The sequence below is a fragment of the Chryseobacterium sp. FW101-FHT12H09 genome (assembly GCF_058790395.1).
Map to the genome: position 1 here is coordinate 857258 of NZ_JBYTCP010000001.1, position 20270 is coordinate 877527.

Consider the following 20270-nt stretch of genomic DNA (forward strand, 5'->3'; position numbering starts at 1 on the left):
AAAATTCTGATTGACAAAAATATCTTTTACGAAGATTAATCAAATCGTAATAACTACTTCAGGACAGTTTCATCTGTTGCGATTCGTCGAAAAATAATTAACGGTTCTTTCTTCCTTAAGATATCTAACAGGATCTGAACTGAAAATGTAAGAATCAAATAAAATAGTATAAGGAGTAATACGAATCCAATTCCATGTTGTCTATATCCGAAAATACCTTTACCCCAAGAAATTAGTATCCATTGTATCATATACATTGATGTCAGATTTTTACTACAATATTTTAAAATTCTCATGAATGCATTTTCTTTAGCATTGGAAGTCATCCTAAAAATAACCCAAAGAAAGATCAAAGTCCATCCTGCAAAATAAATAACACCTCCAGGCCCCATATGATAAAAGCCATTGTAATTATAGTCTCCATACACAAAAACTAATGGTGCTCCAAATGCTGCAAACACAAGTCCCACATACACCATGTTTTTAAATAATTTCTTACTGTCATAATTTAACTCCTGAAACCACTTACCAAAAAACATCCCAATGATAATAAAGGACATCCACGGAAAAACAGGGAAATAGACATAAGCAGGAAAGTCATTATTAAAAAGAAGATCTAAAACATAATTAATTCCCGGAACGTCAATATTAATTCCACTAACTTCTCTGGATACCAACGCTACTAACAATCCTATAGCTAGAATGCCAAATTTATTTTTAACATATTTTCTTATAAAGCCAACAAATAGTAAAGACATTCCCGCTAATTGTAAAATATCACCTAGCAAGACCAAATACACATATTGCTGCTCTATTGGGGCATGCCATCCATACTTTTGAATAAAATTATCCGGTGCAAAACCAAAAATTACAGGAATCATAAATTTCATAAAATTCATGAAAAGAGCTGCCAGTAAAAGTAAACCACCTCGCTTTATTGAACTTTTAAGACTTTGATGACTGGACGTCATAAATGTTACCCCCATACAAATCAGAAAAATAGAAGTACCTCTGCCCAGAAAGACAATAAAACTACCGATAGCTGTTTCTGATTGCGATTTCACATTCGCAAATATGAGTAAGGTGTGAATAATGACCATTCCTATAACACTCATTCCCTTTATTAAATCCAGTGCCAGAATTCTTTTATTTTGTTTCATAATTTTTTAGTTTTTAAAAGGCTTCAAATTCTATCATACATGAACTATTTGAAGCTATCGAAAGTCCTTTTTGTATTAAATTTCTGTTATCTCGTTACTATTATTTTTTTAGCAGAATAATCAACCTTTCTCTAATTCCTTATTTTGCTGGGTTCTCCAATACTTTTCACATCCTAAATTAATTATATTTTATTTAGAATAAATAAAAACAAATATATAAATAAAAAGTAAATATTTTATTTTGGTAATAAATTTTCATAATATTTTGGTGATTTTCCAGAATTAAATACCATTAGCCTGGATATGAAAATCACTTGGATACCGCTAACTGCCCTTTCAATGGAATATCAGTTAAAAAGAAACCTAATCTTTCGACCCTGTTTTTACATTCACTTTTTTTGTAATTTAGATTCAAAAGAATACAACGATTCATAAGAACATAGATTCATTTCTGGTTGAACATAAACTCAATTCTAATGCTCATCAAACATGATTGAAATAAAAAAATATTCAAATCAAATAAGCCATTCTGAACCAAGACGGGTGATCAGATACACCTTATTCTGGTGCAAGAGTGGATCTGCTGAAATCTTGATTGATGAAAATATCTTTAATCTTACGGCTGGAGAAACAGTAACCATCACTTCAGGGCAGTTTCATCAATTGAGAGCTGTTGAAGGAGAAGTGACAGCACTTGAGTTTACTCTTGATTTCTTTAGTAAAAATGACAGCGATATTGAACTCATTTTTCACAACGGTTTATTCTGTCATTTTGGAATGAATGAAAAGATAAGTGTCCGTCAACCCGTATTTTTCACTGAAACATTGAATCTAATTGAGAATGAAATAAGTGAGAAACCCTATCAGTATTTAATTTCAACACATTCACTGGTTGAATTATTACTTATTGAGATCAACCGCAGTAAAATAGCAAATGGTGATGAGATCTGGAAGCCTGACGCTTTATTTTTAAAATTTCTGGAAAGCGTACGTAATCATTTTGCAGAAAACTATCAGGTATCTCATTTTGCAGATCTCCTAGGAACTACAGAAGCTAAATTGAATGAAGTTTCAAAACTGCATACTAACAAAACAGCACAGAATGTTATTTACAGCCTTATCATTTCTGAGGCTAAAAGATTATTACTTTACGAAAAGTTAACTGTAAAAGAAATCGCCTACCAGCTTGGGTTCAATGACCCCTTTTACTTTTCCAACTTCTTTAAAAAACACACTTCCCTATCTCCAAAAGATTATCAGAAGTCGGTAAAAAACTAAATATTATATGCTTTTCCCAGAATTGTCTATTCTTTAGGCTACGGCTATCACCGAACTTTGTACTTGTAATTAATCAACTAAGATTTTTAAGTATGAAGACTAAACAAGATATAGCCGTTTTCCTGTTAAGAATAACATTAGCGACAGGTTTTTTATCAGCTGTTGCAAGCAGGCTTGGTTTTTGGGGTAGCTATTCTTCGGGTTGGAAAAATTTCGTCAGTTATACCGCTGAAACCAATTCCTTTTTACCACAGACATTTGCACCAGGTATTGCTTTATTGTCAACTATTGCTGAATTATCGATTGGTATTTTTCTTCTTGTTGGCTATCAAATCAGTAAAACTGCTTTATCCGCTTCTATTCTCACTTTATTATTTGCATTAGCCATGTCTATTTCTTTTGGTTGTAAAGAGCCTTTGGATTATTCAGTTTTTGCATTCAGCGCGGGAGCATTTTTGCTAAGTACTTTCTCACGTTACAAATGGACTTTAGAAGAGTTTTTAAACACAATAAAATAATTTAAATTTTAATATCATGAACACAAACATCCACGATTACATCGTAAAAACAGAACAAACAGAGTGGCAGCCATTAATTGAAAAAGGAATTCACTACGAAGGCATATTTGTAAAGTCTTTAAAATTTGATCCTGAAAAAAACCGGTCTACAACCATACTTTTAAAATTTGAGCCAGGTGCGAGTTATCCCTATCATAATCATCCAGCTGGAGAAGAATTATTTGTAATGGAAGGAGATGCTGTTATTGCAGGAGCACATTTGGAAAAAGGGGATTATTTATATACTCCATCAAATTTTAAACATTCCGTGAAATCAGAGAATGGTTGTATACTTTTTTTCATGATACCAGAAGAAGTAGAGATTCTTTAAAGTATTTATTTCAATAAAAAAACCGGGGTAAAACAATGTTTTACTCCGGTTGTATAATCAAGTGTAAAGAATTACCTATATATTATTACACACAAAACCTTTTTCTAAGCATCATTATAGAACAATATTGGTTCGTTGTTTTTTCTTGCTTCTCATGCAGATGTATATCATAATTTATTTTACTTAACAGCCTCCTTTGCGGGGGATACGTTGAAAAATTATCTTACTATCCCGTTCTACATATTCGCCAGATACTATTGGGTATGAATACTTGGGTGCATGCAATATGTTATGGCTTCTTACAATTATTTTGTCGTTAACTTTCAGACTATGCAATTGTTTTAGTTGAGACTTTTCCGGCTCAAATTTTACAATGTAATCGTCACCATTAATTCTGACCATCACCCCAAAACCTAATCTTGAACCTGGCGGAAGAGAAAGTGAGGTTACAACTCCATCCATATTGGTATAATCTTTAATGTTCTTCCATATTTTAGCTTCAGCGTCCCGCACTTTTTTACCTGCGGGAGACACTTCCCATTTTTTATACATTATACCAGCAGGAGTAGCCTCCCACTGTTTCAATGCAGCTTTCCTTTCAGCAGAAGAGAGAGTCTTTGGGATTGATTTTTTAGAAGTTTCATTTTTAATTTCACGATTAGCAAATACCAATCCACTTACCACAATCAGCAGCAAGCTCAGCACATAAATCATTTTTTTCATGTTTTTTGTAGGTTTAATTAATAACATCGCTTTATCTTCTTTTAAAGTTTATGCGATAAAATTACTTTAATGTTTTTCTGCCTGTGAACTTAAAATTGTAAATAAAAATGTAAACTTTGTAAAAAAAAAACTTGACACTATGTTTAATAGCAGAAATCTCCTTTCAGGAAAACGCAAATACCTGTTCGGATTAATACTTCTCTCATTTATTTGTGTAATCTATGTATATGCGGATTTCAGCAGTGAGAATAGTGACGACTTTGACTTTGCCAGAAGGGAAGTTTTGCTCCGCAGAATCGGACATGAAATACTTCTACAGTCGGGTGATAGTATATCAAGAGTACTCCCTGTGAAAAAAATTGCGAAAAATGAATATCTGATCAGCTTTGAGAATAAAATTACTTTTCAACCGGACTCCTTAGTTAATACGACTCAACGTTTGTTAGCCAAAGATCCGCTCACAAGTGATTATATTGTAAATGTACTTAACTGTGACAACTCCAGCGTAGCCTATGGATATGCTATATCTAAAAATAAACGAGATGATGTTGTACCGTGTAGAGGAAGAAAGCAACCCGTTGCCTGCTATATGATCAAAATTAAATTCAAACCCACAGGAATAAACATAGTGAAAAATGGGTATCTTCTGGGTGGCCTGTCATTTTTAGCATTTGTTGGTTTTATTATTTTCAGATATGCTCAGCCCCGGAAAACTTTACCTGAAAATCAGCATACAGATATGTTCACTTTGGGCTCAGTGTTGTTCGATGCGAAGAACCGTAAGCTTATAATAAATGGAAATACAATAGAATTGACCGGAACTGAAGCACGTCTGTTACTTATTTTCGCATTATCTCCTAACGAAACTATAGAGAGAAGCAGGTTGCAAAAAGAGATATGGGAAGATGAAGGTGTTATTGTGGGGCGTAGTCTGGATATGTTTATTTCAAAACTTAGAAAAAAACTGGAATTTGATCCGAATATCAAAATTGTTGTTATACGCGGAAAAGGATATAAGCTTGAAATTAACGCTTAAGAACTTACCGCATTGTTCGGTACAATAAACCGAGGTGACAGTTTTAGGTATAAACTGTGCATCATAAATGGGACACTTTTTTTAATCCTATTATAATAAAAATTTACTTAAGTTTCACTTTATCACAACTTAAGTTCTGGTATAAATAATTAAAAACGAAATATAAAACAAATAAACAATAGTTATTAAAAAAATAAAAACCGCTATGGACCTTTGTCCATAGCGGTTTTATATGTTTTATTGATTAATATTAATCAATAATTATTTTACTTCTTCGAAGTCTGCATCCTGCACATCTTCACTTCCTGCGTTTCCACCAGGATTTTGAGCACCTGCATCAGCTCCTTGAGCTTGCTGTCCTGCTGCATACATTTCTTCTGAAGCTGCCATCCAAGCTGCATCTAAAGCTTCTGTTTTAGCTTTTGTATCATCAGAATTTTTAGATTCGAATGCTGTTTTCAATTCAGCTGCTGCAGATTCTACAGCTGCTCTTTTATCAGCAGATAATTTATCACCAAACTCTTTCAATTGTTTTTCAGTCTGGAAGATTAATCCGTCTGCTTTATTGAAGATTTCAACTTCTTCTTTTTTCTTAGCATCTGCTGCAGAGTTTTCCTGAGCTTCTTTTTTCATTCTTTCGATTTCTTCATCAGAAAGACCTGAAGATGCCTGAATTTTGATCGTTTGTTCTTTACCAGTTCCTTTATCTTTAGCAGAAACGCTAAGAATACCATTCGCATCAATATCGAAAGTTACTTCAATTTGAGGAACTCCTCTTGGTGCTGGTGGAATGTCTGCCAAGTCGAATCTACCGATCTCTTTGTTATCGTTGAACATAGGTCTTTCCCCTTGTCCTACTCTAATGCTTACTGCTGGTTGATTATCAGAAGCAGTAGAGAATGTTTCAGACTTTTTAGTTGGGATTGTTGTATTCGCTTCAATTAATTTAGTAAATACAGAACCCATTGTTTCAATACCTAAAGAAAGTGGTGTAACATCAAGAAGTAATACATCTTTTACATCTCCTGTTAAAACTCCCCCTTGGATTGCTGCACCGATCGCTACAACCTCATCCGGGTTAACTCCTTTAGATGGTTTTTTACCGAAGAATTTCTCAACTTCTTCCTGGATAATAGGGATTCTTGTAGAACCACCAACCAAGATCACTTCGTCGATCTCAGAAATAGATAAACCTGCATCAGCTAATGCTTTTTTACAAGGCTCCATAGATCTTCTTACCAAGTCAGCAGATAACTGCTCAAATTTAGCTTTTGTTAAAGTCTTCACTAAGTGTTTAGGACCTGTAGCTGTAGCCGTAATATAGGGTAAGTTGATTTCAGTTTGTGGAGAAGAAGATAATTCAATCTTAGCTTTTTCAGCAGCTTCTTTCAATCTTTGTAATGCAATAGCATCAGATTTTAAATCTACTCCTTCTTCAGCTTTAAATTCATCTGCCATCCAATTGATAATAACATCATCAAAGTCATCACCACCTAGGTGTGTATCTCCATTAGTAGATAATACTTCAAATACACCGTCTCCTAAATCAAGGATAGAAACGTCGAAAGTACCACCACCAAGGTCATAAACAGCAATTTTCTGATCTTTGTGATTTTTATCCATACCATACGCTAACGCTGCAGCCGTAGGTTCGTTGATAATTCTTTCTACTTTAAGACCTGCGATTTCTCCAGCTTCTTTAGTAGCTTGTCTTTGTGCATCATTAAAATAAGCAGGTACAGTAATTACTGCTCTTGTTACTTCTTGTCCAAGATAATCTTCAGCAGTCTTCTTCATTTTCTGAAGTGTCATTGCAGAAATTTCCTGCGGTGTATATTCTCTATCGTCAATTTTAACTTTTACAGTGTCATTCGGACCTTTTACAACTTCATAAGGTACTCTTGAAATTTCACTTGCATCATCTTTAAAATGAGTTCCAATAAATCTTTTGATAGAATATACTGTCTTTTTTGGATTCGTTACAGCCTGTCTTTTTGCAGGATCTCCTACTTTTCTTTCACCATCTTCTGTAAATGCTACAATAGAAGGAGTCGTTCTTTTACCTTCTGCATTAGGAATAACAACAGGGTCTTTACCCTCCATTACAGCAACACAAGAGTTGGTCGTTCCTAAGTCAATTCCAATTATTTTACTCATAATATTTTTATTTTTTCTAATTTTTAATTTGATTTACACTCTACATTTCTCAATATTCGTACCATTCAAATTTATATGACAAATTGACATAATAAGTAAAAAGACTTGATTTACCCAAGGTTTCATGAAGCCATCAATTCAAAATATTTCATTATTTTTCAGTGGATTATAAAATAATTCATCTTTGAATCTTTTTATCATTCTTTATGACAAACCTTCATGTTTAATTTACCATTCACTAAAAACTAAGAATGAAGATTTTCATAAACAGATCTGAGAAAAATAAAATAATACATCTTTACATGGTATAAAATATCATATCGAATTAGTCGATGTGTAATTTGTATAGTTAGGGTTAAAGGCAACAAGTAAATTTAACTTGAAAAATCAATAATAAATAGATGACCGAATCTTAAAAAAACATATATTAGTGAAGAAAGTCAGTATTGTCCTTGCACACTGATTATGGGTAGGTGACTCATACTGGAACAAAATAATTCGATCTCTTATTAGTGATGGTCATGTGGATGTTCCCATTCAAAATTATTAATCAAAGTTTAATCTTGTTTATCAACATTAAATATGTTTTAATCCTTATTTTTGATAAATTTTTTATATAAATATGTCAATACACTTTAATCCGAGGGATATTACCTGGCTGGCTTTTAACGAAAGGGTTTTACAGGAAGCAATGGACGAGAATGTACCATTGCATTTAAGAATACGTTTTCTGGGAATTTTCTCCAATAATTTAGATGAATTTTTCAGAGTACGTGTTGCCGGATTAAAGCGCGCCATGGATTTTAAAGAAAAGGTAATCGCTGAATCTTTCTATCAGCCACCTTCCAAGATCTTACAGCGAATCAATGAAATTGTAATAAGTCAACAGCAGAATTTCGATAAAACCTGGAAAAAGATCCAGGGTGAAATGGCTGATCATAAGGTTTCGATTAAAAACGCAAGAAACCTAACTGTTTTACAAAAAGAGTTTGTCAGAAAATACTTTGATGAAGTGGTAGAATCCAATGTAATTCCTATCCTTCTTCACGAAAATACATCAATGCCTTACTTAAGAGATAAAAGTCTCTATCTTGGGGTTGCCATGAGAAAAAAAGACTGGCAGTATCAGAGTAATTATGCCATTATAGAAATCCCTTCCCGTTTTGTGGGAAGATTTGTTCTTCTGCCAACAGAAGATCCTGAGGAAAAAAATGTAATGCTTCTAGAAGATGTAATTACCTTTAATTTACCACATATTTTTTCATACTTCGGTTATGATGAATTCGCTGCCAATGCCTTTAAAGTAACAAAAGATGCAGAAATGGATTTGGATAATGATATCAAAACCAACTTCGCTGAAAAAATAGAAAAAGGTCTAAAAAACCGTAGAAAAGGAAAACCTACAAGATTCGTTTTTGATAAAGATATGGATAAGGCATTATTGGAATTGCTTATCCGCAAACTTAACCTGACAAAAAAAGACAGTATCATTCCCGGAGGAAAAATTCATAATTTCAAACATTTCATGGATTTCCCTGATGTTTTTGCAACTTACACAAGACCTTTGGAAAGAACTTCTTTTACACACCAGGCTTTTGAACATGGCGAAAGAGTAACGGATGTTATATTAAAAAAAGATGTACTTCTCAGTTTCCCTTATCATAAATATAATCCAGTTATCGATCTTCTTCGTGAAGCGGCAATGGATCCTGATGTAAAATCGATACAGATCACTGCCTATCGTTTAGCCAGCAGTTCGAAAATAATCAATGCACTGATTTACGCAGCAAGAAATGGCAAAGAAGTAACAGTCATGCTTGAACTTCAGGCAAGGTTTGATGAAGAATCGAATCTTGAATGGAAAGAAATGCTGGAACCTGAAGGCATAAATGTTTTGGTAGGAATTCCTGATAAAAAAGTTCATGCAAAGCTTTGTGTCATTAAAAAGAGGGCTCATAATAAAACGATTCAATATGGCTTTATAAGTACCGGTAATTTTAATGAAAAAACAGCAAGAATTTATGGTGACCATCTCTTGATGACGGCAGACAGAGGCGTTATGGCAGATATCAATAAAGTCTTTAATGTTCTTAAAAAGCCTAAGGAAGATTATATCTCTGTTTTGAAAACGTGCAAAAATCTTGTTGTTTGTCCACAGTTCATGCGTGAAAAGATTGTACATCATATCGACAAGGAAATCGATGAAGCCCGAGCCGGAAGAAAAGCTGAAATTATCATTAAGGCAAATTCAGTAAGTGATCGTGCTTTAATTACAAAACTTTATGATGCTGCACTGGCGGGGGTTACGGTAAAAACAATTGTAAGAGGAATCTACTGCGTTGTTAACCAAAAAGAATTTAAAGAAAAAATAAAGGGTATAAGTATTGTTGATGAATACCTGGAACACGCAAGAGTGATGTACTTTTATAATAAAGGCGTTGAAGATATGTATATTTCTTCCGCAGACTGGATGACAAGAAATCTTGATTACAGGATTGAGGCTGCAGCTAAAATCACAGACAAAGATCTGAAAAAGGAGCTGAAAGACATTCTTGATATACAGCTAAGAGACAATGTAAAAGCTAGAATTTTAGATAAAAGGCTAGGCAATGAATATGTGAGAAATGACAAACAGGAATGTCGTTCTCAAATTGAAACATATAAATATTTAAAAGCTAAAACAAATATCAAATGAAGATTGCAGCGATAGATATAGGAAGTAATGCAGCGAGACTTTTAATTAATGAAGTAAAAATCACCAATAAACACCCCGAATTTATAAAGCTTAATCTTCTGAGAATTCCTCTGAGATTAGGAATGGATGTGTTTACTCATGGAGAAATTGGTAAGGAAAGGGAGAAAATGGTCATTGACTCAATGAGAATTTTCAGTGATTTGATGAAGATCTATAAGGTAGATCATTATAGAGCTTGTGCTACCAGTGCTATGCGTGATGCTAAAAACGGACAGGAAATCATTCAGCAGGTAAAGGAAACTTCTGGAATTAATATTGAAATTATTTCTGGAGATGAGGAAGCTACATTAATTTATGAAAATCATGTTGCAGAAGGTTTAGATAAAGATTTTGCATATTTATATATTGATGTTGGCGGAGGTTCTACAGAGCTTACCTTTTATGAGAATGATAAAATGGTTTATGAAAAATCTTTCAATATCGGAACAATACGTCTTCTGAATAATTTCGTAACTGCCGACAATTGGTATGAAATGAAGCAGGAGGTAAAGAAAAATATTATAAGCAAAAAACCAATCGTTGCAATTGGATCAGGAGGAAACATTAATAAGGTTTTCTCTATGAGCAAAACAAAGGACGGAAAACCCATGACTTTATCGCATTTGAAGAAAGTACATAAAGAGTTTGATGAATTGAGTGTGGATGAAAGAATGACAAAACATAATTTGAGGGAGGATAGAGCGGACGTTTTAGTTCATGCTTTAAAGATTTTCAATAATGTAATGTTGTGGTCTGATATCAACAGGATCTTTGTTCCAAAAATCTCTGTTGCTGATGGTCTTATTCACAATATTTACAGTCAGTTACATGAGAAAAAATAATTACATTTAATTTGTAAGCATATCGTAAAACCAGTTGTCATTGCAACTGGTTTTTTTATTTTCTTAACTCATTTTCATAAATTTTTATTCTTAGCATAGTTATTTGGTTATACCGTAGAAAACAAATTGACCTCAAGCAAACTTTATTACCACGTTTTTTCCATGCTTTTTTATTAAAATTTACTTAAAATGACAATATGTTTAAAATATTCGCTTTCAATAAAAACTGCATAAATTGTAGGTATACAAGACACTTACCTTTTAGGCACAGCTAAAACAAACGAAAGTGTTTAAAAATATTTTAAGAATTTAATTTTTTTTAAAGTAAATTTAAGTGCCCAATCGTTATAAAAGTATAATCGAAATAACATGAGTTCAAATCCAATCAAAATAATCATCACAGGAGCTACAGGAATGGTAGGAGAAGGTGTTCTAATGGAATGCCTTGAAAACCCTTCTGTTTCAGAAGTTTTAAGTGTCAGCAGAAAACCTTCAGGAAAAAAACATGCTAAATTAAAAGAGTATATTATTTCTGATTTTTTGAGCATCAATTCAAATGATGAAAACCTGAAAGGTTATGATGCCTGTTTTTTCTGCGCTGGGATCAGCAGTATAGGAATGAACGAAGAAGATTACACTAAAATAACTTACGAAACGACCCTTCATTTTGCCAAGGCTGTATTGGATCAAAATCCAGATATGGTTTTTAATTATGTTTCCGGTTCACACACTGATAGTACGGAAAGTGGAAAGACTATGTGGGCAAGAGTAAAAGGGAGAACTGAAAACTCTTTGAAAAAATTAGGTTTCAAAGGATCTTATAATTTCCGTCCAGGCTTTATGAAACCTGTAGATGGGCAAGTGAACGTAAAGTGGTTTTTTAAACCTTTTATCTGGCTCTTTCCTATTCTATTACCTTCGAAATCTTTAACATTGCATGAGGTAGGAAAAGCTATGATCAATGTTGTTAAGAAGGGATATCCGACATCAGTTTTAGAAATCAGAGACATTAAAAAACTTGCAATATGAGAGAAATGCTAAAAAGAATAATCCTTGTTATTTTTATATTACTTGTTTTAACTGCAATTTCAGGGTTTTTATATACTCAGAAACATCCATTAGAAAAAGTATCAGCAGAAAAACATTGGATACAAAAAGGAAAGAACCACAAATAGCTTTAGAATCTGATTAAGTATGAACAAAATTTATATTATTACACATTATTAATCATTTCTTAAGATTCCATTAAAATATTTACAAAGGATAAAGTCCATTTTTGCATTAATCAAAATTTAAAGTAAAAATGACAAATAACTACCTTTTAAGAGGTTTCCTTCCTATCGCTGTTTTATTTCAAGGCAGTATTTTTGGACAATCATTGATCCATTATTGGAATTTCAATAACAATACTTCAGAAACTTCCATTACCGCTCCCACTTCTTCTTTAATAAATGGTTCTTCCCTCGTTGCCATTGCAGGTGGAACAAGTATTATTGATTTTGCGGGTGGAACCGGACAAAATTTCAATGTCGATAATTTAAATACCCGAAATAATGATCCTGCCGGAACCCATTTAAGATTTAATAATCCAATTGGTGGTGGACTTCAATTTTCTTTACCAACAACAGGATACAATAACGTGGTTGTAAAATTTACAACGAGAAGATCAGGTTCAGGAGCAGGGGCACAATCCTGGTTCTATTCACTTGACGGGACTACTTTTACACCCTATCAAACCGTGAATCCACAAGATGGAAATCCACAGCTGATTAGTTTTGATTTTTCAAGTATCGCTGGAGTTGCCAATAATCCAAATTTCAAATTAAAAGTTGAATTTTCAACAGGAGCGGGAGGAAATGTAGGTAACAACCGTTTTGATAACTTTACTGTTGATGCAACGGCTGCAGGTGGTGCAGACACTACTCCACCCTCTGTAGCATATCTTCCGGCAAACAATACCAATAATGCTTCCACAACTGTTAACCCAAGTATCTCTTTTAATGAAAATATAAGATTGATCGATAATTCCACAGTCAACGATATTAATGCACAAAATCTTGTTGAATTCCGTCTGGGAAGTGCTTCAGGAACACAAGTTCCTTTTACAACAACGTTCAGTAATAATAAGATCACGGTGATCCCAACTGCAGGTTTACTTCCAAATCACACTTATTATTTAGCATTAAAACCTAATACTGTTGAAGACTTAAGTGATAATGCAGTGACCACATCAACTTCAACCGTTTTCACCACTGCAGGTACAAGTATTTCTTTAGATAAAAACTTTGTAAAAGTCAATGAGAATGCGGGTAGCTTAAGCTTTAAGATCAACATCAACAATCCTTCAAATTCTACTGTAAATCTTGTGGTAAAACCAGCTCCTTTCAGTACAGCGGGAAGCAATGATTTTACATTAAGCAATCAGACCATCAATATCACACCGTCAACAACCAGTTATACGGTGAATATTCCAATTATTGATGATACACTGGAAGAGCAACAGGCTGAATACTTTGTCGTAAGTCTTGAGAACTCTGTAGGGGCAACCATAACGGGAGATAATTCGGCAACAATATATATTGTAGACAATGACAAAGCTGCTCCGGTTCCTTCTAATCAGATTCAGCTGAACTATATCGGAAGTTTTGATCCTTCAGGTAATAACAATAGTTCTACAGAAATTGTTGTTCATGATCCTGCCACGCAGAGATTATTTACGATCAGTTCCTTAACAGATGTTTTTGATATCATTGATTTTACTAATCCAATCACACCAGTAGTTACTAAAACAGTAAATATGGCTCCTTACGGAGGAATTACAAGTATCGCTGTAAAAAATGGGATTTTAGCTGTTTCCTCTCCTAATGCTAATCCACAACAAAACGGTTCTGTAATTTTCTTTGATATCAATGGAAACTTCCTTAAGCAGGTAACCGTAGGTGCCTTGCCTGATATGATCACGTTCACTCCGGATGGTACAAAAGTAATCACAGCAAATGAAGGAGAACCTAATGATGCTTATACTGTAGATCCGGAAGGTTCTATAAGTATTATTGATATTTCTGGCGGAGTTAATAATGTTACCCAAACGAATGTTACTACGCTTAATTTCACCAATTTTAATTCTCAAGAAGCTGCTCTTATAGCAACAGGTCTTAGAAAAGTAAAATCTACGAGTACACTAGCTCAGGATTTAGAGCCTGAATATGTTACTGTAAGCTCAGACAGTCAAAAAGCATGGGTTACTCTTCAGGAGAATAATGCTATCGCTGAGGTAAATCTTGCGACAAAAACCATAACAAGCATTTGGGGTCTGGGTAAAAAAGATATGAGCTTACCTGGCAACGGATTCGATGCTTCAGATAATAATGGTGAAGTATTAATTGCCAACTGGCCGGTAAAAACGTTCTATACTCCGGATGCAGTACAAAACTACAAAGTGGGTGGTACCAATTACATTGTAACGGCTAATGAAGGTGATGAAAAAGACCTTTCTGGGTTTAGTGAAAGAACTACAGTAGGAGCTAATGGCTATGCTTTGGATGCGGCAGTTTTCCCTAATTCATCTGTATTAAAAGCTTCCCATAACTTAGGTAGATTCAGAGTAACATCGGTAAATGGAAATACAGACGGAGATGCTGAATATGAGGAAATCAATGCAATGGGAGCTCGTTCATTCTCTATCTTTAATGCCGACACAAAACAGATTGCCTATGATAGTGGTGACCGATTTGAAAGGTATATTGCTGCCAATCATCCATTAATTTTCAATGCTGATAATGAAGCAAACGGTGCTAAAAACAGGAGCCGCGCAAAGGGTCCTGAACCCGAGGGCGTCGCTTTAGGAACTATCAACGGGCAGACTTTTGCTTTCATCACTTTGGAAAGAACAGGAGGTGTCATGGTTTACAATATTACGGATCCTAATAACGTAACATTTACTGACTACAAGAACTCTCGTTCTACATCCGCTTATGGAGGTGATAATGGTCCGGAAGGCATTATTTATATAGCTCCTCAAAATACAACAACAGGAAAAGGATATGTAGTGATCGCCAATGAGATCAGTGGTACCCTATCAATGTATGAAGTGGCACAGTCGCCGACATTAGGAACAGGGGAAATAAAGGCTGAAAAAGCAACTTTCAATATTTTCCCTAATCCAGTTGCAAAAGGAAATACTTTGTATTTTAACAGAGCCCAGGATTATGAATTGTATGATATGTCAGGAAAGCTAATTGGAAAAGAAAAAAATGCTTTAACAATTGATACTTCCAGACTTTCTACAGGAGTATATCTGGTTAAAACTTCAGATGGTACAATTAAGAGATTAATTGTAAAGTAGAATATATTATTTAGTTGAGCAAAGAGCTTCGGACAATGTCTGAAGCTCTTTTGTTATAGGCTTAAATTATTTAATGCATATCATCGTAAATACGAACGAGATCAACAACATTTTTAACCTTTAGTTTATCAAAAATTTTCTTTTTGTAGGTACTGATCGTAGACATTTTAAGATCCAGAATATTAGCTATTTCTATATTTCCATTTCCTTCTGCTAAAAGTTTAAATATCTGAAACTCTCTTTTAGAAAGCTTTTCTACAGTACGACTATCTTTGGAGTGGTTTAAAAGCTTATTCACCATTTTTGAAGGATAATAATACCCTTCTTCAAATATAGCGGTAATCCCTCTCAGTATTTCAGATTCTGAAGCCCCTTTATTAAGGAACCCTTCTGCTCCTTCTTCAATATACTGAATACCTACACTTTCATCATAGATGGAAAATATCATGATTTTAAGATCATCCTTTTTCTTTTTAAGCTCTTTTACCATTGCCTTATAAATGCTATCAGGCATATCGGTATCAAGGATTACCAGATCATATTTTTTTTTAGAAACTTTTTCTTTGGTTTCTGTATAATTTTCGGCAAAATCTATTACACAGGGATATTGAAGTTTTGATTCTAAAAGCAGCGCAGTACCCGTTCTCACAATATAATGGTCATCCGCAATGAGTATTTTTTTCATAGTTCTAAGTTTTTGATCATAACTTCCAAAAGGAATTTTTCTTATTCTTTTGGAAAGCATTTCCTCTTCCGATTTTTAGCACGAAATGCAATACAACATGTAGGCCGATACTATCTTTTTTCAAAGAAATTTCTTTATAATAAGGTTTTACATATAATTTTTACTACCATCTATTTGTTTCGAAGAAACCTATATCCTGAATTGTCAATTTTAATGACTCCCAGTTGTCTCGCATTTATAATCCTAGTAACGATCAATTTTGGTTTAGTCTCAATTAATATACAATCGTAGTCATGGAAATTGCATTTATATTCACAAGCCATATTAAGCCATAATTATTTCCTGTAATACTTTTTGGTCTCTTATATATCGTTTCATTGGTTGATTGAGACCAAATTGAAAAGTACTGCACATCAAAATAGGAAAATAAAAAGCATAGCCGGAGTAAGAAAAGCCTCATATAGTGTTGTAAATAAATTTTTTACAAAAGTAACATTAATAAAACTCACAAAAACATAGAATTATTTCTATATGAATTTAATATTAATTCTAATTATTAATCACATATTCTTGAGTAAAGATCACAAAAAAAAGACAGGTTCTAAAAACCTGTCTTTAAACATATTATATTATTATAATTGAATAAATTAATAAAATCGGAAATTGAATATAAATATTTAAATATATAGATATATGGACTTCATTTTTAACCCTTTGAAGAATCATCTTTTGGAGCTTCATTTCCCAAAGTCATATCATCAAAATTCTTCTTTTCTTTCTTCTCAATGATCTTAACAATCTCCTTTTGAACCTCTTCCGGTTTTCCTTTTAGATAATCCGGTAAATTTAATCCCGCCATATTAAATAAATCATTCAATGGGGGAACTGATTTCATCATTCCTGAAACAAAGTTAGCTGTGGAAGTATTTCCATCTTTATCATTTCCGCTATCCCATACTGTAATCTTATCGATCTTAATATTCTTAACAGCTTCCACCTGGGTTTTAACCAATTCAGGAAGTTTTTCAATTAACAATAACTGGAATGCACTGTTCGTATCACCACCAGCTGCCTGTATTATTTTGTCGTAACCTTCAGCTTGCTTTGTCAGAATCTCGTAGAGACCTTTTGCTTCAGCTTCCATTTTAGCAAAAATAGCGTCTGCCTCACCTTTTGCCTGAACTCTTATTTTCTCAGCTTCTGCCTGTGCATCAATGATTGCCTTTTGCTTTGCAATTTCTGCATGAACGACAATATTCGCCTGTTGGGTAGAACGTTCTCTTTCAGCCCTGGCTGTTTCGGCTTTCTGTTCGGCAAGATAAGATTCCTCCAATGATCTTGCGGCCTGAACTTTCTCGGCTGCAGTAGCAATTCTCAGCGCTTCAGCTTCTTTTTCTCTTCTTTCGGCATCAGAGTTTGCAATGGTAATTTTTGCTTCGTTTTCTCCTTTTACAGCGATAGAGTTGGCTAAGGAAGTTGCAATACGTGCTTCTTTTGCTGCTTCTGCCTTTCCGATTGCTTCATCCTTTCCTGCTGCAGCAATACTTACTTCTCTATCTTTTTGGGTGATGGCAATTTTCACATCACGATCTCTCTGCGTTTCGGCAATCTGAGTGTCTTTTTCACGATCAGCAATCGCTTTTCCTGTTTCTCCGATTTTAGTCTGCTCTGCAACACTAATAATCGCCTCATTGATCGCTTTAGCAGCAGCTTCTTTACCTAAAGCTTCAATATATCCGGATTCATCCCTGATATCCGTAACGTTTACGTTGATTAATTTTAAACCAATCTTCTTTAATTCGGTATCAACGTTTTTCGAAATATTATCTAAGAATTTATCTCTGTCTGAGTTAATTTCTTCAATGGTCATTGTTGCAATAACCAAACGTAACTGACCGAACAGTATATCTTTAGAAAGCTCCTGAATTTGCTCCGGGGAAAGACCTAATAAACGTTCTGCTGCATTTCCCATGGAATCAGGTTCCGTAGAAATAGCAATCGTAAAACGACATGGCACATCCACCCTGATGTTCTGACGTGAAAGTGCATTGGTAAGATTAGCTTCAATAGAAATTGGCTTCAGATCCAAATAAGCAAAATCCTGAATTACCGGCCAAACAAAAGCACCTCCGCCATGAATACATTTTGCAGAACTTCCACCTGTTTTACCATAAATTACTAAGATTTTATCTGAAGGACATCTTTTGTATCGCGAAATAAGCGCTAGGAATGTAACGAATAGCACAACGACTATTACAACTGTGAGAATAAGAGTTCCGGGAATTTCCATATATAGTTTGTAAAATATTGATAATTAATTAGACTTTCGAAACGACAAGAATTTTATCGTAGATATATATCACCCTTACCGAATGACTTGAAGGGATACTTTCCTCTGCTTCTGTCATAGCCTGAAGTTCATGATTGGCTCCATTTACAGAAATCAAAATCTTTCCTTTGCCACTCATATTGGCTGGAATAGTAAGATAGACCTCACCGGTTTTTCCAATAAGATTTTCCATCTTAAAAGTATTGTCTTCTGTTAATTTTAAAATTTGAAGAATAAGAATAAAAAATATAAATAAAAAAACTGTTCCAATAAGGATCGCTACCACAAATAACAATGCCTTACTACCTATTGAATTGTAGAATGCTACACCACCCCATCCGAATCCCAGGAGGAAATTAATTAAATTTCTGAAAGAGAATAACTGAAAAGGGGTATCACCATGACCAGCATCACCTGTAAAATCTGTATGAAGACCATCAGAATGACCACCTATAAAAGTAAGGATCGTTTGAAATAAAAATATTAAACTGGCAGCCAAAGCAATATACCAAAAGCCTTGATTAAGAGGTTCTAAATTTTCTAAAAATCCAAACATAAGTATGTGCTTTTCACAAATATAACAAAAACTACCTTATAATTCCGAAAAGGAGAGCAATAAAAAAAGACAGGCTTAAAAAACCTGTCTCTTAATATCTATAAACTTTCTTTTACTCTACGCTTATTACCTTTTCGATTTCCGGAGCGTGTTGTTTAATTGTATTTTCAACGCCCAGCTTCAGGGTTGAAAAGTTCAAAGAACACCCGGAACAGTTTCCTAAAAGTTTTACATAAACTGAGCTATCTTTCACATCAATAAGCTCAATATCCCCGCCGTCTTTATTTAAAAACGGACGAATACTTTCTAAAGCCTCCATTACTCTTGTTACAGTATCTTCGTGTGCTACGTTTGTTTCCATATTTTTCAGTTCAATTCGGTTTTTTCAAAAATTAATTTGAAATATTATTTTTTTGCCTTTGGTGAGCATCCGGCCATTGTTGTAATTTTTACAGCTTCAGTAGGTGGAAGACTTTTATTTCTTTCAACAAGACTCTCTACCATTTTACGTGCTGTGTCAGTATAAATCTCTGCAATTTTAGAGTTTTCCTGTAATGCTGCTGGTCTTCCAACATCACCTGCCTCCCTGATGCTTTGGATCAACGGAATCTCTCCCAGTACCGGAATTCCCAAATCATCAGCTAAATATTGTGCTCCCTGGTTTCCAAAGATGTAATATTTATTATCAGGTAATTCTTCTGGTGTAAAATACGCCATATTTTCGATTAATCCAAGAACCGGAATATTTATGCTTTCCATCTGGAACATGGCAATCCCTTTTCTTACATCTGCCAGAGCAACATGTTGAGGTGTGCTTACAATTACGGCACCCGTTACAGGTACTTCCTGAATAATTGACAAGTGGATATCACCAGTTCCCGGAGGTAAATCAATTAATAAAAAGTCCAATTCACCCCAATCAGCATCTCTTATCATTTGATTTAATGCCTTAGAAGCCATAGGACCTCTCCAGACTACTGCCTGATTAGCTCCGGAAAAATAACCTATTGAAAGCATTTTCACTCCATAGTTTTCTACAGGCTTCATTAGATTCTTTCCATTAACCTCCACAGAAATAGGCTTCTGCCCTTCAGTATCAAACATCGTAGGAACAGATGGTCCATAAATATCAGCATCTAATAAACCTACTTTAAAGCCCATTTTAGCTAAAGTAACGGCCATATTTGCGGCAACGGTAGATTTACCAACTCCTCCTTTTCCTGAGGCAATCGCAATAATATTTTGAATTCCTGAAATTTGTTTTCCTTTGATCTGGCTTTGTTGAATTTCGCTAGGTTCAGGAGAAACAATTTTAAGCTTTAAATGAATCTCTTCTCCAAACTCACTTGCAAAAGCCTGCTTCATGGCAGCTTCTAATTTTTTCTTTTCATGCATTGCCGGTGAATGAGCTGTCATATCTATATAAACATCATTCCCTACAATCTGAATATTATTTACTAAATCATCTACTTCTATTTCTTTAAGGAAATCTTGAACCTTTTCTTTCGTCAACATAAAATTGCTATAAATTGTTTAC

The 20270-nt window shown here is 34.2% G+C and carries 16 protein-coding genes; 8 read left to right on the forward strand and 8 right to left on the reverse strand.

All coding sequences use genetic code 11. The features are described from left to right. Positions 1–53: 53 nt before the first annotated feature. Positions 54–1160 (reverse strand): heparan-alpha-glucosaminide N-acetyltransferase domain-containing protein, encoded by a 1107-nt coding sequence (locus tag AC3WRL_RS03900; RefSeq protein ID WP_492329776.1) that lies wholly within the window; start codon positions 1158–1160, stop codon positions 54–56. 489 nt (positions 1161–1649) lie between these two features. Between AC3WRL_RS03900 and AC3WRL_RS03905 the strand changes: the two genes are divergently transcribed. The 3 genes from AC3WRL_RS03905 to AC3WRL_RS03915 all read left to right on the forward strand — a co-directional run bounded on the left by AC3WRL_RS03905 (position 1650) and on the right by AC3WRL_RS03915 (position 3326). Beyond that, positions 1650–2438: a helix-turn-helix domain-containing protein gene (locus AC3WRL_RS03905; RefSeq protein ID WP_492329777.1), complete on the forward strand. Its 789-nt coding sequence runs from the start codon at positions 1650–1652 to the stop codon at positions 2436–2438. Positions 2439–2530: 92 nt separating this feature from the next. Further along, on the forward strand, positions 2531–2956 hold the full coding sequence (locus AC3WRL_RS03910) for a DoxX protein (RefSeq protein WP_492329778.1): 426 nt from the start codon (positions 2531–2533) through the stop codon (positions 2954–2956). Between the two features lie 16 nt (positions 2957–2972). Next, positions 2973–3326 carry a cupin domain-containing protein gene (locus AC3WRL_RS03915; protein WP_214832502.1) on the forward strand — a complete coding sequence of 118 codons (354 nt, stop codon included), beginning with the start codon at positions 2973–2975 and terminating at the stop codon, positions 3324–3326. 183 nt (positions 3327–3509) lie between these two features. On the opposite strand, the gene AC3WRL_RS03920 is transcribed toward AC3WRL_RS03915, so the two are convergent. Continuing rightward, positions 3510–4040, reverse strand: a complete 531-nt coding sequence (locus AC3WRL_RS03920; RefSeq protein ID WP_261511190.1) for a hypothetical protein — start codon at positions 4038–4040, stop codon at positions 3510–3512. A 148-nt stretch (positions 4041–4188) separates the two neighbouring features. Here AC3WRL_RS03920 and AC3WRL_RS03925 point away from each other — a divergent pair, with 148 nt between their 5' ends. After that, positions 4189–5085 (forward strand): winged helix-turn-helix domain-containing protein, encoded by an 897-nt coding sequence (locus AC3WRL_RS03925; RefSeq protein WP_261511189.1) that lies wholly within the window; start codon positions 4189–4191, stop codon positions 5083–5085. A 261-nt stretch (positions 5086–5346) separates the two neighbouring features. On the opposite strand, the gene dnaK is transcribed toward AC3WRL_RS03925, so the two are convergent. Next, a complete protein-coding gene (gene dnaK / locus AC3WRL_RS03930) occupies positions 5347–7242 on the reverse strand; it encodes a molecular chaperone DnaK (RefSeq protein WP_214832558.1) in 1896 nt (631 codons plus the stop codon). Positions 7243–7864: 622 nt separating this feature from the next. On the opposite strand from dnaK, the gene ppk1 reads away from it, so the two are divergent. The 4 genes from ppk1 to AC3WRL_RS03950 all read left to right on the forward strand — a co-directional run bounded on the left by ppk1 (position 7865) and on the right by AC3WRL_RS03950 (position 15163). Then, positions 7865–9937: a polyphosphate kinase 1 gene (gene ppk1, locus AC3WRL_RS03935; RefSeq protein WP_214832560.1), complete on the forward strand. Its 2073-nt coding sequence runs from the start codon at positions 7865–7867 to the stop codon at positions 9935–9937. Beyond that, entirely contained in the window at positions 9934–10818 is an 885-nt protein-coding gene (locus AC3WRL_RS03940) for a Ppx/GppA phosphatase family protein (RefSeq protein ID WP_214832562.1), read from the forward strand. Before ppk1 ends, AC3WRL_RS03940 begins: the two co-directional genes overlap by 4 nt. 369 nt (positions 10819–11187) lie before the next feature. Continuing rightward, entirely contained in the window at positions 11188–11847 is a 660-nt protein-coding gene (locus AC3WRL_RS03945) for an NAD-dependent epimerase/dehydratase family protein (protein ID WP_492329779.1), read from the forward strand. Between the two features lie 274 nt (positions 11848–12121). Continuing rightward, on the forward strand, positions 12122–15163 hold the full coding sequence (locus AC3WRL_RS03950) for a choice-of-anchor I family protein (RefSeq protein ID WP_492329780.1): 3042 nt from the start codon (positions 12122–12124) through the stop codon (positions 15161–15163). A 70-nt stretch (positions 15164–15233) separates the two neighbouring features. Here the strand turns inward: AC3WRL_RS03950 and AC3WRL_RS03955 are convergent, their stop codons facing one another. The 5 genes from AC3WRL_RS03955 to AC3WRL_RS03975 all read right to left on the reverse strand — a co-directional run bounded on the left by AC3WRL_RS03955 (position 15234) and on the right by AC3WRL_RS03975 (position 20248). After that, positions 15234–15848, reverse strand: coding sequence for a response regulator transcription factor (locus AC3WRL_RS03955; protein WP_214832567.1), 615 nt, complete (start codon positions 15846–15848; stop codon positions 15234–15236). A 706-nt stretch (positions 15849–16554) separates the two neighbouring features. Continuing rightward, positions 16555–18138 (reverse strand): flotillin family protein, encoded by a 1584-nt coding sequence (locus tag AC3WRL_RS03960; RefSeq protein WP_214832569.1) that lies wholly within the window; start codon positions 18136–18138, stop codon positions 16555–16557. A 28-nt stretch (positions 18139–18166) separates the two neighbouring features. Continuing rightward, positions 18167–18733: a serine protease gene (locus AC3WRL_RS03965; RefSeq protein WP_492329781.1), complete on the reverse strand. Its 567-nt coding sequence runs from the start codon at positions 18731–18733 to the stop codon at positions 18167–18169. Between the two features lie 112 nt (positions 18734–18845). Beyond that, complete coding sequence (locus tag AC3WRL_RS03970; protein ID WP_214832573.1) at positions 18846–19094, reverse strand: NifU family protein; 249 nt, start codon at positions 19092–19094, stop codon at positions 18846–18848. Positions 19095–19138: 44 nt separating this feature from the next. Then, positions 19139–20248, reverse strand: coding sequence for an Mrp/NBP35 family ATP-binding protein (locus AC3WRL_RS03975; protein ID WP_214832575.1), 1110 nt, complete (start codon positions 20246–20248; stop codon positions 19139–19141). Positions 20249–20270 lie beyond the last annotated feature (22 nt).

Excerpts from the sequence above, each read along its gene's own strand:
- AC3WRL_RS03900 (WP_492329776.1), bottom strand. The coding sequence starts at position 1,160 with ATGAAACAAAATAAAAGAATTCTGGCACTGGATTTAATAAAGGGAATG.
- AC3WRL_RS03905 (WP_492329777.1), top strand. The coding sequence starts at position 1,650 with ATGATTGAAATAAAAAAATATTCAAATCAAATAAGCCATTCTGAACCA.
- AC3WRL_RS03910 (WP_492329778.1), top strand. The coding sequence starts at position 2,531 with ATGAAGACTAAACAAGATATAGCCGTTTTCCTGTTAAGAATAACATTA.
- AC3WRL_RS03915 (WP_214832502.1), top strand. The coding sequence starts at position 2,973 with ATGAACACAAACATCCACGATTACATCGTAAAAACAGAACAAACAGAG.
- AC3WRL_RS03920 (WP_261511190.1), bottom strand. The coding sequence starts at position 4,040 with ATGATTTATGTGCTGAGCTTGCTGCTGATTGTGGTAAGTGGATTGGTA.
- AC3WRL_RS03925 (WP_261511189.1), top strand. The coding sequence starts at position 4,189 with ATGTTTAATAGCAGAAATCTCCTTTCAGGAAAACGCAAATACCTGTTC.
- dnaK (WP_214832558.1), bottom strand. The coding sequence starts at position 7,242 with ATGAGTAAAATAATTGGAATTGACTTAGGAACGACCAACTCTTGTGTT.
- ppk1 (WP_214832560.1), top strand. The coding sequence starts at position 7,865 with ATGTCAATACACTTTAATCCGAGGGATATTACCTGGCTGGCTTTTAAC.
- AC3WRL_RS03940 (WP_214832562.1), top strand. The coding sequence starts at position 9,934 with ATGAAGATTGCAGCGATAGATATAGGAAGTAATGCAGCGAGACTTTTA.
- AC3WRL_RS03945 (WP_492329779.1), top strand. The coding sequence starts at position 11,188 with ATGAGTTCAAATCCAATCAAAATAATCATCACAGGAGCTACAGGAATG.
- AC3WRL_RS03950 (WP_492329780.1), top strand. The coding sequence starts at position 12,122 with ATGACAAATAACTACCTTTTAAGAGGTTTCCTTCCTATCGCTGTTTTA.
- AC3WRL_RS03955 (WP_214832567.1), bottom strand. The coding sequence starts at position 15,848 with ATGAAAAAAATACTCATTGCGGATGACCATTATATTGTGAGAACGGGT.
- AC3WRL_RS03960 (WP_214832569.1), bottom strand. The coding sequence starts at position 18,138 with ATGGAAATTCCCGGAACTCTTATTCTCACAGTTGTAATAGTCGTTGTG.
- AC3WRL_RS03965 (WP_492329781.1), bottom strand. The coding sequence starts at position 18,733 with ATGTTTGGATTTTTAGAAAATTTAGAACCTCTTAATCAAGGCTTTTGG.
- AC3WRL_RS03970 (WP_214832573.1), bottom strand. The coding sequence starts at position 19,094 with ATGGAAACAAACGTAGCACACGAAGATACTGTAACAAGAGTAATGGAG.
- AC3WRL_RS03975 (WP_214832575.1), bottom strand. The coding sequence starts at position 20,248 with ATGTTGACGAAAGAAAAGGTTCAAGATTTCCTTAAAGAAATAGAAGTA.